The following is a 14,973-nucleotide window of genomic DNA, read 5'->3' on the forward strand; positions in this document are numbered from 1 at the left end:
GAGAACTGATGTTCCTAAAAGGCAACACCCTGATTCGCCGCGAGACGCCTCGCGCCCGTCACCTCGGAGGCAGTGGATGCCGCTCGTCAGTACCCAGCAGATCGTGGACTCCGCCCGTGCCCGGGGCGCCGGCGCCGGGGCGTTCAACGTCATCACCCTTGAGCATGCGGAGGCCATCGTGACCGGGGCCGAGCAGGCGGGCGCGCCGGTGATCCTGCAGATCAGCGAGAACGCGGTCAAGTTCCACGGTGGCCGGCTGACGCCCATCGCGGCCGCCGCGGCGGCGGTCGCCCGGTCCGCGGCCGTACCGGTCTCGCTGCACCTCGACCACGTCGAGGACACCGCACTGCTGCACCAGGCTGCCGACGCCGGGATGAGCTCGGTCATGTTCGACGCCTCCAAGCTGGGCTACGACGCCAACGTCGCCGCCACACGCGCCGCCGCCGAGTGGGCCCACGAGCGCGGCCTGCACCTGGAGGCGGAGCTGGGCGAAGTCGGCGGCAAGGACGGCGCGCACGCTCCGGGCGTCCGCACCGATCCGGCGGAGGCCGCCGCCTACGTCGCCGCCACCGGCGTCGACGCGCTCGCCGTCGCGGTCGGCAGCTCCCACGCCATGACGACCCGTACCGCCACGCTCGACCACGGACTGATCGGCAAGCTGCGCGAGGCCGTACCGGTGCCGCTGGTCCTGCACGGTTCGTCCGGCGTCGCCGACGACGAGCTGCGCGAGGCCGTCGCCGCGGGCATTGTCAAGGTCAACATCGGCACGATCCTGAACGTCGCCTTCACCGGCGCGGTCCGGGACACCCTGCGCGAGCCGTCGCTGGTCGACCCGCGCAAGTACCTCGCCCCGGCGCGGGTGGAGATGACGGCCGTCGTACGGCGCCTGCTGACGGTGCTCACCGGCGCCGGGGACGCCGGCGCGAGCGCGTCCTGAGCGGAGGCTGGGCGCCGCTCGGGATAACAAGAACACGGTGCGGCGACAACCCTTGACACGTTAAATCCGCGTGTCTAAGTTCAAACCACCCTGCTGTGACATCGATTACCTCACCTCGAACGGTGACCTCCAAGGGGGTGAGCCGTGCGGACAGTGGTGGCCCGACCAGGGCGACCGTCCTGTTCCACGGTGATCGGTCCGACGGGAGCGACTGGCGCGTGCGCCGGTGTCGCGGTGTACGCGTCGTGCCCACGTACGACGCGCCGGTGTCGCGGGCCGTCGTCGAGCCGGTCGGTCGGCTTGCTCGACCCGGTGGCCGGGCGAGCGGGCCGATGCTGTCGCGTCGTCCGTGAGAACCCCGAAATGCCTGTGGCACAAGGGAAATTGTGGAGCGGCGGGACGGATGGGCCGGTTGAGAACTACGTAGTGGCGCACCCGGAGGATCACGGTCTGTAGAGGCTTGACATCCCCGGTCGGCGCTACCTAGCTTGGGTGCACTTAACGGTGACATCGATTACCTTCCCGTGACCGTAACGGTCATGGGCTACCGGAACAGTGCGGCGTCGAACGTCGCTGATTGGACCCGCGCTCCCACTGAACCAACGACGTGACATCAAACCCTGGGTCACGGACGAAGGCAGCCGGGACAGCGGTGCATCAGCGGGTTGAGAGGCACATCCCCCATAACGACACATTCCTCGGAAGGACCCACCGCATGTCAATCTTCGACGCAAGGATGACGCGACGCGCCTCCTTGGCCGCCGCCGCGGTCGCCGCCGTCGCCACGGCGACGGCGTGTGGCACGTCGTCGGGCTCGAAGTCCGGCAACAAGGAGATCACGATCGGCTGGTCGGTCGCCTACTTCGACCACCCCGTCTACCAGCTCATGATGGAGGGGATCAAGGAGGAGGCCGCCAAGCAGGGCGTGAAGGTCATCCTTGCGGACGGAAAGAACGACCCCGCCGTCCAGACCCAGCAGATCAACAACTTCCTGGCGCAGAAGGTCGACGGGATCATCCTGACCCCGACCGTCTCCGACCCGATGATCCCGGCGGTCAAGAAGGTCAACGCGGCGAAGGTACCGTTCGCGATCGTCGACCGGCGCATGGAGACCAAGGGCTCGGGCATCAAGTGGGACTTCCTGGTCAGCTGGGACATGGTCAAGTCCGGCACGGTCGGTGGTGAGCAGGTCGTCAAGGCGCTGAACGGCAAGGGCAAGATCGCCGTCGTCGAGGGCACCGCCGGCGCCGGCTCGACGGTCGACCGGGGTGGGGCGTTCTACAAGGTCATCGCCCAGAACCCGGGCATCCAGGTGGTCTACAAGGCGGACGGCGACTTCAAGCGCAGCGGTGGCCAGCAGGTGACGGAGGCCATCCTCCAGCGCTTCCCCAAGGGTGAGCTCGACGCCATCTACTACATGGCCGACGAGATGCTGTTCGGTGGCATCCAGGCGGTCAACAACTCAGGTCGCCGCGACGGATTGAAGATCATCAGCTGCGACGGTGACAAGAACGCTCTGGACCTCCTGCGTAAGGGCCAGATCGACTACGACGGCATCTTCTTCCCCAAGGACGAGGGCGTCATCGGCACCCGGCTGATGGCCCAGAAGCTCAAGGGCCAGAAGCCCGACTTCGGCAACCAGGAGTACGAGGGCCGCAAGGCCGCTCTCGTCGACTACGAGGGCATGCCCTGGGTGAAGCCGGACTTCTTCGGTGTCGATTCCACCAACGCGAACGACCCGATGTTCGTCGGCTGGTAACAGCCCCGGCTCTGCATCGCGGATCGCAATCCGCACCTGCCCCTTCCCGCTCGCCGACGGCCGGTGGCGAGCGGGAAGGGCACCTTGTCGACCGACCACCAACGGGGAGTACGAGAAAGGGGGCGTGCCATGGTTGCTTCATCGGCTCCACAGCCCCTCCTACGCATGGAGGGCATAACCAAGTCGTACGGCAACGTCCAGGTACTCCACGGCGTCGATCTCGAGGTCGGGCGCGGTGAGGTCCTGGGGCTGCTGGGCGAGAACGGTGCCGGCAAGTCGACGTTGCTGAACATCCTCAACGGGGTGCTCCAGCGCGACACCGGCTCCATCCACATCGACGGCGCGCCGGTCGAGTTCGCCGGGCCGAAGCAGGCGCAGGACGCCGGCCTGGCCTTCATCCACCAGGAACTGAGCGTCCTGCCGTACCTCACCGTCGCGGAGAACGTGTTCCTCGGCCGCCTGCCCCGCCGCAAGGGCCTGCCCTGGCTGGTCGACTGGGCAGCCTGCTACCGGCAGGCCGGTGAGATCCTCGAACGCCTCGCGGTGAAGATCGACCCGCGTACGATCGTCGGCCGACTGGGCACCGCCGAGCAGGAACTCGTCGAGATCGCCAAGGCGCTGTCGATGAACGCCCGGATCATCACGATGGACGAGCCGACGGCGTCGCTGACCGAATCGGAGATCGAGCGGCTCTTCACGCTGATGCGGGCGTTGAAGGCCGACGGCGTCTCCGTCCTCTACGTCTCGCACCGCCTGCACGAGGTCGCCGAGATCTGCGACCGGGCCACCATCCTGCGTGACGGGAAGATCGTGAACACCGTCGACGCCAGGACGACCAGCTCGCACACGCTGGCCACGATGATGGTGGGGCGCGAGCTGTCGGAGCTCTTCCCGAAGACCGAGCACGAGCGGGGCCGCGAGACCCTGCGGGTGTCGAACCTGTCGACCCCGAAGCTCAAGGACGTCAGCCTGACCGCCTACCAGGGCGAGATCCTCGGCATCGCCGGGCTCGTCGGCTCCGGCCGTACCGAGCTGGCCCGGGCCATCTTCGGCGCCGATCCGATCACCGCGGGCGAGATCTTCGTCGAGGGTGAGAAGGTCACTGTGGGCTCACCGGGCGCCGCCATCCGGCACGGCATCGGCCTGGTACCCGAGGACCGCAAGCACCAGGGCGCGGTCCTGTCGATGAGCAACGCGCACAACATCAGCCTCGCCAGCCTGTCGAAGGTGAGCCGGTTCGGTCAGCTCGACCGGGGTGGTGAGAAGCAGGCGGCCCGGAAACTCGTCCAGGACCTGCAGGTCTACCCGCCGCGCGCCGAGCAGGAGACCGGCCGGCTGAGCGGCGGTAACCAGCAGAAGGTGGTGCTGGCGAAGTGGCTGTTCGCCGGCTCGAAGATCCTCATCGTCGACGAGCCCACCCGCGGCGTCGACGTCGGCGCCCGGGCCGCCATCCACGGACTGCTCAACGACCTGGCCGGCGAGGGCGCGACGATCATCATGATCTCCTCGGACCTGCCCGAGGTCATGGGCATGAGCGACCGCATCCTCGTCATGCACGAAGGACGGATCGCCGGTGAGCTCGCCCGGGAGGACTTCAGCGAAGAGGCGATCGTCATGTACGCCTCGGGCCTTGAGCCGACGAGAGACCTTGAGCCGACGAGAGAAGGGTCGAACGCGTGAGCACCACCGCGCAGATTGACCGCCAGCAGGTGGACCGCAAGGTCGTCGAGGCGCCCAAGCGCGGCCTGGCAAAGTTCAACATTCAGATCGAGAACATCGCCAGCGCCATCGTGCTGGTGGGCCTGGTGATCATCCTGAGCATCGTCTCGCCGGCGTTCCTGTCGTTCTCGAACTTCCTCGACATCGCCCGGGTCGTGTCCATCACCGGCATCATCGCCGCGGGCATGACGCTGGTCATCATCACCGGCGGCATCGACCTGTCGGTCGGCTCCACCGTCGGGCTGGTCGGGGCGGTCACGGCGTCGCTGGTCGCCGGATCCGCCAGCAACTCCCACTTCGTGACCGACTTCAAGCTGCCGGTACCACTGGCCGTCCTCGTCGGACTCGCCGTCGGCAGCCTGATCGGCTTCATCAACGGTCTGATCATCACCAAGACCAAGATCGAGCCGTTCATGGCCACCCTCGGCTCGATGATCTTCGTCAAGGGCCTGCTGTACCTGTTCACCGGCGGCTACCCGATCCACTTCGACCCCATGCCGCACGCCTTCGCGTTCATCGGACAGGGCGCGCTGGTCGGGATCCCGACGCCGGTCTGGCTGTTCGCGATCGTGGTCGCCGCGCTCTGGTGGATCTCCCGGCGCATGTCGGTCGGCCGCGCCATCTACGCCATCGGCGGCAACCCGGAAGCGGCCCGCCTGTCCGGGCTGAAGGTCGACCGGACGAAGATCTTCGTGTACACGCTCCTGGGCTTCCTCGCCGGTCTGGCGGGAATCATCCTGACGTCGCGGCTCGCCAGCGCCGACACCGTCAACGGCACCGGGTACGAACTGATCGCGATCTCCGGGGTCGTGATCGGCGGGACGAGCCTCGTCGGTGGCCGCGGCTCGGTCATCAGCAGCCTCATCGGTGTCTTCACCGTCGGCGTCATCCAGAACGCGCTCAACCTGTTCGGGGCCTCGACGCAGGTGCAGTACGTCGTCACCGGTCTGGTGCTGCTGGCGGCGATCAGCCTCGACGGGATCGCCCGGCGCCGGAGGCGGTCATGAGCACGCCGGGGTCGCTTCGGTTCGCCACGGCAGAGAGCAGGAGCAGGTAGATGTCGACGTCGGTAGTAGTAGAGACTCCGGGGCACAAGACCGAGGCGAGCAAGCCCAAGACCGGTCGCCGGCTACCCGTACAGGGACAGCAGTTGGCGCTCGTCGTGCTGATCGCTCTGCTCGCGGCCGGGTTCGTCAGCCGGTCGCCGGAGTTCCTGTCCCTGAGCAGCATCGAGAACCTGCTGCGCAGCGCCTCGATGTTCGGCATCGTCGGGCTGGGCATGACGGTCGTCATCATCGCCACCGGATCGTTCGGCGGCATCGACCTGTCGGTCGGGTCCATGATGGCGCTCGGCGGCGCGATCGGCGCCGGCCTGCTCGGCACCGCGTTCAGCGCCGCCAACCCGGTCAAGCTCCCGGCCGTCCTCGCCGTGCTGATCGCCCTTGCGGTGACGGCGATCCTCGGTGCCGTCAGCGGGTCGCTGATCTCGCGGCTCAAGCTCGCGCCGTTCGCGGTCACGCTCGGCATGATGAGCGTGGCGCGAGGGCTGACCTACCTGATGATCGCCTGGGCGATCGGCAGCTCCAACACCGCGGGGGTCACGTTCTCCGACCCGCTGTTCGACTGGTTCGGCCTCACCAACTACGGGCCGGTCCCGGCGATCACCGTTCTCTTCGTCGTGCTCGCCGCGCTGATCGCGTTCGTCCTGAAGGCGACCCCCTTCGGCCGTAGCCTGTTCGTCCTGGGCGGCAACGCCGACAACGCCCGGCTGGCCGGGATCAACGTCCGCCGGACGATCGTGATGGTGTTCGCGATCAGCGGGCTGCTGGCGGGCCTCGGCGGTCTGATCCTGACCGGCCGCCTGTCGTCGGCGTCACCGCTGGCGGCGACCGGCTACGAGCTCGAGGTCATCATGGTCGCGGTGATCGGCGGCACCAGCCTGTCCGGCGGCCGGGGCTCGATCCTCGGCACCGTCCTGGCGGCGATCCTCGTCAGCGAGATCGACACCGGCCTGGACATGATGAACGTCCCCTCCTTCAACCAGTACCTGATCAAGGGCACGATCCTCGTCCTGGCCGTCGTCCTGGACAAGGTGTACCAGGCCCGCAGCTCCCGGAAGCTGGCAGCGGCGAGCGCATGACGTCACCAGCGGGCCGGGGCACCGTCCCGGCCCGCTCCGGTTGAGAGGTGAGCCTCATGGAGTACGCGATGAAGCCGGACCCCGTCGACGTTCTCATCGTCGGCATGGGCGCGTCCGGTGCCACCGCCGCGAAGGTGCTGTGCGAAGCCGGCCTGAAGGTGGTCGGCCTGGAGCGCGGGCCGTGGCTACGGCCACGCGAGCACTTCTCCGGTGACGAGATCAAGTTTCTCAACCGCACCTACCTGTGGTCGGACCCGCGGGTCAACCCCCGTACCGTGCGTATGGACGAGACCGAGACGGCCGTGCCGACGCCGTTCTCGATGGTGCCGCAGATGGTGGGCGGCGGAACCGTGCACTGGGCGGGCTGGCTGCCGCGCCCTCGCCCGTCGGACTTCATGATGCGGACCCTGCACGGTGACATCGAGGGCGCCAGCCTCGCCGACTGGCCGATCACGTACGACGACCTCGAGCCGTACCTGTCCAAGGTGGAGTGGGCCTTCGGCTGTGCCGGCCTGGACGGCGCGGACGCCCACGAGCCGTACCGCAGCACGCCGTACCCGACGCCGCCGGCGCCGCCGACCCGCGCCGGTAGGCGCTTCTACTCCGCGTGCGAGAAGCTGGGCATCAACGCGATGCCGATCCCGCAGGCCCTGATCACCAAGCCCTTCCGCGGACGGACGCCGTCCAACTGGACCGGCTTCTGGAACGGGTACGGCGACCCGAGCGGGATGCGCTCGTCGACGCTGGACACGTTCGTACCGGAGGCGCTCGCCACCGGAAACCTCGAACTGCGGGCGGAGTGCTACGTACGCGAGGTGACCGTCGGCCCCGACGGCCGCGCCCGCGGGGTCGTCTACATCGACGCCGACGGCCGGGAGATCGAGCAGGAGGCGAACCTCGTCCTGCTGTGCCTCGGCGCGGTCGAGTCGGCGCGGCTGATGCTGCTGTCGACGTCGCGGCAGCACCCCGACGGCCTCGCCAACTCGAGCGGGCAGGTCGGGCGCAACGCGACGTTCCACGAGTACCTGTTCGCCGTCGGCCTGTTCAACGACACCGAGCCGCTGTACGGCTTCCCGGGCAACTACATCAGCGGCGGCTCCTTCCAGTTCTACGAGACCGACTACGACCGCGGCCACATCGGCGGCGCTCTGATCGGCGCGTCACACGTCGGCCAGCCGATCAACTGGAACTTCCCGGGCCGGCCGTCGTGGGGGAGCGCGGCCAAGGACGCCGACCGCGACTTCTACAACCACGCCATGAAGATCGGCCACACCCTGCACGACATGCCGGTCGAGTCGAACCGGGTGGACCTCGACCCGGTGGTCAAGGACGCATGGGGCCTGCCGGCCGCCCGGATCACCCACAAGGCGCACCCCAACGACATCCGCCTGGCGAAGTGGCAGGTCGACAAGAACGTCGAGATCCTCGAGGCGGCGGGCGCCTGGAAGACGATCCCGGTGTACCTGGAGCGCGGCCGCGCCAGCGGGAACACCTGCCACCAGCACGGCACGGTGCGCATGGGCAACGACCCGGCGAAGACGGTCCTCGACAAGTGGTGCCGGGCGCACGACGTCGACAACCTGTACGTGCTCGACGGCGCGAGCTTCCCGACGGCCACCGGGGTCAACCCGACCCTGACCATCATGGCCAACGCGTGGCGGTGCGCCGACTACATATCCCAGGTCCACGCGAAGGAGGGTGCTCAGCGATGACGTCCATGGCCGACTGGGCGAGCGTCCCGGCGCCGGTGGATCCCGGCGCCGACGAGCGGCTGTTCTTCGACGAGCACGAGTGGGACACGATCGAGGCGGCCTGTGCCCGCATCATCCCCACCGATCACGACCCCGGCGCGCGTGAGGCGGGCGCGGTACGGTTCATCGACCGGTACCTGTCCGGTATCGACTACGTGTACGCCGCCGCGGACGGCAGCGGGTTCCTGCGGATGAGCGGCAAGCTCGCCGACGCCTGGCGGGCGCGGATCGCGGATCTGCAGCAGACCTACCGCCGGGGCGTCCGTGACCTCGACGCAGGAGCCCATGAGCGCTTCGGGTCGGACTTCGTGTCGCTGTCCGATGCCGACCAGGACGCGGTCCTGGAACAGTTGTCCGGCGCGCCGAAGCCGGCGCCCGTCGCGCTCACCGGCGACGGGGGGAACCCCACCATCCAGGTGTACGCGTTCGACGACGGCCTGGCCTTCTTCGACGCCCTCGTGGCACACACCCGGCAGGGCTTCTACGGTGACCCGGTCTACGGCGGCAACGCCGGTCGGGTCGGCTGGCGGGTGATCGGGTTCCCCGGCCCGGAGTCGCTGGCGGACACCATGGACGGCACGTACAGCGTGCGCGAGTACTACGTGCAGGACTACGACTGGCGTGACCTCATTCCGCACCTGAGAGGGCCGGACGGGGCCTGACCTCCACCGTCGCCGGTCCGCTCCGCAGCGGAGCAGGACTAGTCCGCCGACGGTGAGCCCGGGTGCCGACGGCGAGCTCGACACTGTGAACGGTGGCCTAACATCGGAACATCAACGTCTATGAGCACAGATGGGCGTCTGGGTGAAGCCAGGCGTAACAACGATTACCTCATTCCACGTAGTGAGGGCGGCGGGCAGGTGTCGGGATGAAGAAACCGGTGCGACTCAGTGACGTCGCTGCCGCTGCCGAGACGAGCGCCAAGACCGCGTCGCGCGTGATCAACGGCGATCCACGGGTGTCGGCGGAGACCCGCCGTCGGGTCGAGGAGGCGGTGGACCGCCTGGGATACCGCGTCGATCTGCTGGCCAGGTCGTTGCGCCGCGGTGTGGACGACACGATCGGTGTCATCGTGGAGTCGATCGCCGACCCGTTCTTCGCGGCCGTCATCAGCGAGATCGAACTCGCCGCGCTCCGTCGCGGCCTGAACGTCATCGTGACGAGCAACCGTCGGCTCCCGAACCGCGAGGCCGCCATTGTCGACAGCCTCCAGCAGCGCCGGGTCGCCGGCCTGATCATCACGCCGCACACCTCGGACCTGTCGTACCTGGCGTCCACCGACACCCCGGTCGTCTTCGTGGACCGTCACCCCAGGAACTTACAGGCGGACGTCGTGACGTTCGACGACCGCGGTGGCGCGCGGACGGCCGTGCGTCATCTGCTTCGCTACGGTCATCAGCGGGTCGCGTTCATCAGCGACGACCTGGAGGTCGAGACCTCCCGTAACCGGCACGCGGGGTATGTGGACGCGCTCCAGGAGTCCGGCCTTCCCGTGGTCGGGGAGCTCGTGGCCACCGACTGTTCCGATGCGGCGATGGCCCGGGCGCGTACCTGCGAGTTCCTGGACCTCGACGAGCCGCCGACCGCGATCTTCAGCGCCCGGTCGGAGACCTCGCTGGGGGCAGTGAAGGTGCTCCACGACCGGAAACGCACCGACATCGCCATGGTGTCGTTCGGCGACTTCGCCCTGGCCGACGTCCTGTCGCCGGCGATCACCGTGCTCGAGCAGTCGCCGGAACTTCTCGGCCGGCTCGCGGCCGAGCGGCTCTTCGCCCGGCTGGACGGCGACCGTAGCGACCCGGTCAACACGGTCATCCCGCTGCGTCTGGTTCCCCGTGGATCAGGCGAGATCGTCCCGAACGGCGGTGGCGCCGGGGCGTGACGGTCAGGCTTTCGGTCGATGCGTGGGCGGCCCACCGCCCGACGCCATCGGCGGTCCCACCGTGTCTTCGCAGAGGCCCGCAAAGCGTTGCGACACAAGGGATTTCGCGATGGTTCCGGGTGGCCGACCGTTGCGTTTCCGCCTCCGCCCGCCCCGTACGCCGAGTTGCTTGACACGTCAGATGGAGGTGTTTACGGTGTTGTTTCGAGGCCGTGACATCGATTACCTAAGCCCGCAGCGCCGGGGGGCGCGGCGGTGCGGCCTCTGCGGACGTAGGCCGCCCGAGCATCACCAATCCACGTCGTGCACGGCCGCCGGTGTGAAACCGCACCCGTACCGAGCAACGACGCGCTTGTAAGAAGAGTGCCGAGCGGCATACCGCAGAGGCGCATGAGTCAGGAGGAATCTGACGGTGGAACCGTACGGAGTGGTGGCGATTTCGCCGCGCGTCGTCACGATGAAGAAGCGCGAGGACGCCGTCGAGAGCGCCAAGCGCATCTGCAACTTCATGGACATGGCGGTCCGGACCGCGGCGACCGAGGGTGCCCCGGTCAAGCTGGTCGTGCTGCCCGAGATGGCCATCCAGGGCATGCCGGAGGACTTCAAGGCCGGCAACCGGGAGGCCCACGCGGCGTTCGCCACGACCGTGCCCGGCCCGGAGACCGACGTCCTGGCGGCCAAGGCCCGCGAGCTCAACACCTACATCGCCGCTGAGCTGCTGTTCGTGACCGACGAGGACTTCCCGGGTCACCTGTTCAACGTGGCGTTCATCATCAACCCCGAGGGCGAGGTCATCTACAAGCGGGCCAAGTCCACCAGCGACGCCTACGAGGGTGGCGCACTGGGCACCACCAACCCGCACGACATCTACGACGAGTGGGTGGCCAAGAAGGGCAACGGCAACGTCCTCGACGCCATCTTCCCGGTCGCCAAGACCGAGATCGGCAACATCGGCTACATCATCTGCCACGAGGGCGCCTACCCGGAGACCTCCCGCGGTCTGGCGATGAACGGCGCGGAGATCATCATCCGGGCCACCCTGATCGACCCGCAGGTTGCCCAGGGCATGTGGGAGCTGCAGAACCGCGCCCACGCCATGTTCAACCAGACCTACGTGATCTCGCCGAACCTGGGCCCGCAGTGCTACGACGACGGGACCATGTTCGACCTGTTCGGCGGCCGGTCGATGATCGTGAACAGCAAGGGCCAGGTCGTCGCCCGCCAGGAGGGCCTCCTTCCGGGCGACTCGTTCGTCAGCTGCGTCATCGACATCGAGGCACTGCGCCGCGCCCGCGCGCAGAACGGTGTCATGAACTGGTTCAAGGACCTGCGCACCGAGCAGTACGCGGCGATCTACGAGAAGCCGATCTACGAGAAGAACCAGTACGTCGACGAGCTGCCGCAGGAGGGCTGGCTCGCCCGCGAGGACGTACGTCGCCAGGGCAACATCGACAAGCTCGTCGAGCGTGGCATCATCACGCCGCCGTCGGCCTGATCTTCTTGAAACTCGTCAGTAAGGCGTAAACCCGCTCGACCCTTCCAGTACGCGTCATCGCTGGAAGGGTCGAGCGGCTTCCGGCGTCGATCGCCGTTTTTTTACTTAGGAGAGCAAGCACGTGAAGGCAGCCCTACTCGAACAGACCGGCCCGATCGACAGCAAGCCGCTGAAGCTGCGTGAGGTGGCCGACCCCACCCCGTCGGCGACCCAGATCGTCATCAAGGTGGGCGCGTGCGGTGTCTGCCGCTCCAACCTGCACATGGTCGAAGGGGACTGGCTGCCCAACACGCCGGCGTCCTTCCCGATCATCCCCGGCCACGAGGTCGTGGGTACGGTCTCGTCGGTCGGCTCGGCCGTCACGCACCTCAAGGTCGGCGACCGGGTCGGCGTACAGCCGATCTGGAAGACCTGCGGGGTCTGCGAGTACTGCTTCTCCGGCCGCGAGCAGCTGTGCCGCCAGCGTCAGATCACGGGGGAGACCCTCGACGGCGGTTACGCCGAGTACATGCTCGCCGAGTCGGCGTACGCGTACCCGCTGCCGGACAACCTCTCCTTCGCCGACGCCGCGCCGCTGTTCTGCCCCGGCATCACCGCGTACGGCTCGGTGGCGAAGGCGCACCTGACCCCTGGGCAGAAGGTCGCCGTGCTGGGTGTCGGCGGCGTGGGCCACATGGTCATCCAGATGGCCGCGCTCACCGGCGCCGACGTGTACGCGGTGACCCGCAGCTCGGTGCACCAGGGCGTGGCCGAGGAGCTCGGCGCGGTCGCCTCGTACAGCCCGAAGGGCTCCGGTGCCAGCAACCTCTCCGACAACGCGATGGACGCCGCGATCGTGTTCGCGCCGTCCGACGCCTCGGTCGCGGAGGCCATGCGCGTCGTCAAGCCCGGCGGGCGGATCGTCCTGGGCGTCGCCCAGAACGTCGGTCTGCTCGACATCGGTGACGAGCGGACCGTCGTCGGCTCGGTGCTGGGCAACCGCCAGCAGATGCGCGACGTCCTCAACCTCGCCGCCGCCGGCAAGCTGCGCTCGGTCCACGCCGACTACCCGCTGGCCGAGGCCAACGAGGTGCTGGCGATGCTCAAGGCCGGCCAGGTCAAGGCGCGGGCCGTCCTCGTTCCGTAAGTTCGCCCACAACGACGGCAGGGAGTTCCACATGTCGATCGAGGACCCACCGGCGCGGCCCGGACCGGTGCGCTTCGGCGTCGTCGGCCACGGCTGGCGGGCGGATTTCTACCTCCGCCTCGCCCGCCTGGCCCCGGACCGCTTCCAGTGCGTCGGCGCGGTGACCCGGCGCGCCGAGGTGGGGGAGCGGCTCGAGCGCGAGTGGAACATCCCGACGTACCGGACCCCGGAGGAGCTCGTCTCCTCCGGGGCACCGGAGGTCGTCGTCACCTCCGTACCGAGGGAGGCCAACCCCGACGTGATCCGGGCCCTGGTCGGGCTCGACACGGCGGTGCTGTCGGAGACACCGCCCGCCGCCGATGCCGACGGGATGCGGCGGCTGTGGGTCGACGTCGGCGCGCGTGACCTGGTGCAGGTGGCGGAGCAGCACCCGTACCTGCCGGTCGTGGTCGCGGTGCGCGCGCTGATCGACCAGGGGGTCCTGGGCGACGTGACCTCCGCGCAGGTGTCCTGGACGCACGACTACCACGCCATGGCGCTGCTGCGCACCCTGCTCAGCGTACGGGCGGAGCCGGCCCGGATCAGCGCGATGGAGACGGCCACGCCGGTACTGGAGGGGCCGGACCGCGGCGGATGGCCGGACGTCCAGCGGGTGCGGGATGCCGCGCACACCCTGTCCATCCTCGACTTCGGCGGCCGGACCGGCGTCTACGACTTCACCGAGGGCCAGTGGTTCCACCCCTGGCGCCGCAGGCATCTGACCCTGCGCGGCAGCCGTGGGGAAGTCGTGGGCAACGACGTCATCTGGGCGGGTGACGACGGCCGGCCGTTGTCCGCGCCGATCGTACGGCGCCACACCGGGTTCGACGGCAACCTCGAAGGCGCCGAACTCGACGCGCTGAGCTGGTGCGGCCGAACGCTCTATCGCAACCCGTACCCGGGCTCCCGCATGTCGGACGAGGAGATCGCCATCGCCACCTGCCTCGAGCGGACGGCGCTCTGGCGGCGCGGTGCGGAGTCGGCGCCGTACCCGCTCGCCGACGGCTGCCAGGACCACCTACTGGCGCTCGGCGTCCACGCTGCGGCTGAACGCGGCGAGCCGGTCACGACCGGCGACGAACCCTGGGCCGGTGCCATCCAAGGAGCACAGAAATGACATCTCTCGCGGGAAAGGTCGCCTTCGTCACCGGGGCGAGCAGCGGTATCGGCGCCGCGGTCGCGCGCGCCCTGGCGGCGGAAGGCGTCAGGCTGGGTCTCACCTCCCGCCGTCCGGTGGACCTCGGGCTATCCGACTGCGTGAACGCGGTCTGCGACGTCCGGGACCTCGCGCAGGTCGAGGCCGCCGTCGCCGCGACGGTCGACCGCTTCGGCGGCATTGACATCGTGGTGGCGAACGCGGGTGTCGGCTCGTGGGGACCGTTCGAGGACACGCCCGTCGAGGATCTCGACGAGATGGTGGACGTCAACGTCCGCGGCCTGTTCCACACCGTACGGGCGGCGCTGCCGCACCTCAAGGCGCGCGGCGCGGGCGACATCATCACGGTGGCCTCCGAAGCCGGCCGGCGCGGGCTTCCGGACGAGGCCGCCTACGTGGCGACCAAGTTCGCCTCGGTCGGCTTCACGAGGGCGCTGGACCACGAGCTCCGCGGCCTCGGTATCCGCTGCACCAACGTCTGCCCCGGCGGCGTCGCCACCAACTTCGGGATGGGGCGGGGTCTGCGTACTCCGGAGATGCCGGCGCTCGCGGAGATGATGCGTCCGGAGGACGTGGCCGAAATGGTGCTCTTTGCGCTCACCCGGCCCCGGCACTACCGGATGTTGGAGGTCGCGTTCCGTTCGATGGCCGAACAGTCCTGGGGCTGAGCCAAGCAGTCACCTGACCGACGTTGCCCCTGCCGAAAACCCCATCCGCGCTGGTGCGGGCCGGTGCGGGGGCCGGAGATGTTGGCCCGGTTGCTGGGCGCTGAGCCCGGGTGTAGCTGGTGATCGATGCGGCATGATGGGCTGCCGTGCTGCTGCGACTGGCGTACCTGCCGAGGTTGCGTCCACGGAGATGGTGTACGACGGGCTCGTTGATGAGCGTGTCGTGATGTAGGAGACGGCCACCGCGTAGATCCTTCGAGACGGCTAAGTCACAAACCGAAGGAGACGAACGCGATGGCCG

General features: G+C 68.6%; 12 protein-coding genes. All 12 read left to right on the forward strand.

Features of this window, described 5'->3' with window-relative positions; translation table 11 throughout:
* The first annotated feature begins 76 nt into the window (after positions 1-76).
* The 12 genes from ACNTMW_RS31775 to ACNTMW_RS31830 all read left to right on the forward strand — a co-directional run bounded on the left by ACNTMW_RS31775 (position 77) and on the right by ACNTMW_RS31830 (position 14,672).
* On the forward strand, positions 77-937 hold the full coding sequence (locus tag ACNTMW_RS31775) for a class II fructose-bisphosphate aldolase (RefSeq protein WP_426637682.1): 861 nt from the start codon (positions 77-79) through the stop codon (positions 935-937).
* A 715-nt stretch (positions 938-1,652) separates the two neighbouring features.
* Positions 1,653-2,696 carry a substrate-binding domain-containing protein gene (locus tag ACNTMW_RS31780; protein WP_426637683.1) on the forward strand — a complete coding sequence of 348 codons (1,044 nt, stop codon included), beginning with the start codon at positions 1,653-1,655 and terminating at the stop codon, positions 2,694-2,696.
* Between the two features lie 165 nt (positions 2,697-2,861).
* On the forward strand, positions 2,862-4,376 hold the full coding sequence (locus ACNTMW_RS31785) for a sugar ABC transporter ATP-binding protein (protein WP_426637684.1): 1,515 nt from the start codon (positions 2,862-2,864) through the stop codon (positions 4,374-4,376).
* Entirely contained in the window at positions 4,373-5,422 is a 1,050-nt protein-coding gene (locus tag ACNTMW_RS31790; RefSeq protein ID WP_426637685.1) for an ABC transporter permease, read from the forward strand. The genes ACNTMW_RS31785 and ACNTMW_RS31790 overlap by 4 nt, the downstream gene beginning before the upstream one ends.
* Positions 5,423-5,472: 50 nt before the next feature.
* Positions 5,473-6,555 (forward strand): ABC transporter permease, encoded by a 1,083-nt coding sequence (locus ACNTMW_RS31795; protein WP_426637686.1) that lies wholly within the window; start codon positions 5,473-5,475, stop codon positions 6,553-6,555.
* Between the two features lie 56 nt (positions 6,556-6,611).
* Positions 6,612-8,267, forward strand: a complete 1,656-nt coding sequence (locus ACNTMW_RS31800) for a GMC family oxidoreductase (RefSeq protein ID WP_426637687.1) — start codon at positions 6,612-6,614, stop codon at positions 8,265-8,267.
* Positions 8,264-8,968: a gluconate 2-dehydrogenase subunit 3 family protein gene (locus tag ACNTMW_RS31805; protein WP_426637688.1), complete on the forward strand. Its 705-nt coding sequence runs from the start codon at positions 8,264-8,266 to the stop codon at positions 8,966-8,968. Before ACNTMW_RS31800 ends, ACNTMW_RS31805 begins: the two co-directional genes overlap by 4 nt.
* A 218-nt stretch (positions 8,969-9,186) precedes the next feature.
* Complete coding sequence (locus ACNTMW_RS31810; protein WP_426637689.1) at positions 9,187-10,188, forward strand: LacI family DNA-binding transcriptional regulator; 1,002 nt, start codon at positions 9,187-9,189, stop codon at positions 10,186-10,188.
* A 412-nt stretch (positions 10,189-10,600) separates the two neighbouring features.
* A complete protein-coding gene (locus tag ACNTMW_RS31815) occupies positions 10,601-11,683 on the forward strand; it encodes a nitrilase-related carbon-nitrogen hydrolase (protein WP_426637690.1) in 1,083 nt (360 codons plus the stop codon).
* Between the two features lie 121 nt (positions 11,684-11,804).
* Positions 11,805-12,809 carry an alcohol dehydrogenase catalytic domain-containing protein gene (locus ACNTMW_RS31820; RefSeq protein ID WP_426637691.1) on the forward strand — a complete coding sequence of 335 codons (1,005 nt, stop codon included), beginning with the start codon at positions 11,805-11,807 and terminating at the stop codon, positions 12,807-12,809.
* A 31-nt stretch (positions 12,810-12,840) separates the two neighbouring features.
* Entirely contained in the window at positions 12,841-13,965 is a 1,125-nt protein-coding gene (locus tag ACNTMW_RS31825; protein ID WP_426637693.1) for a Gfo/Idh/MocA family protein, read from the forward strand.
* Positions 13,962-14,672 carry an SDR family oxidoreductase gene (locus tag ACNTMW_RS31830; protein WP_426637695.1) on the forward strand — a complete coding sequence of 237 codons (711 nt, stop codon included), beginning with the start codon at positions 13,962-13,964 and terminating at the stop codon, positions 14,670-14,672. The genes ACNTMW_RS31825 and ACNTMW_RS31830 overlap by 4 nt, the downstream gene beginning before the upstream one ends.
* Positions 14,673-14,973: the final 301 nt, after the last annotated feature.

The sequence above is a fragment of the Planosporangium spinosum genome (assembly GCF_049999945.1).
GTDB classification, from domain to species: Bacteria; Actinomycetota; Actinomycetes; order Mycobacteriales; family Micromonosporaceae; genus Planosporangium; species Planosporangium spinosum.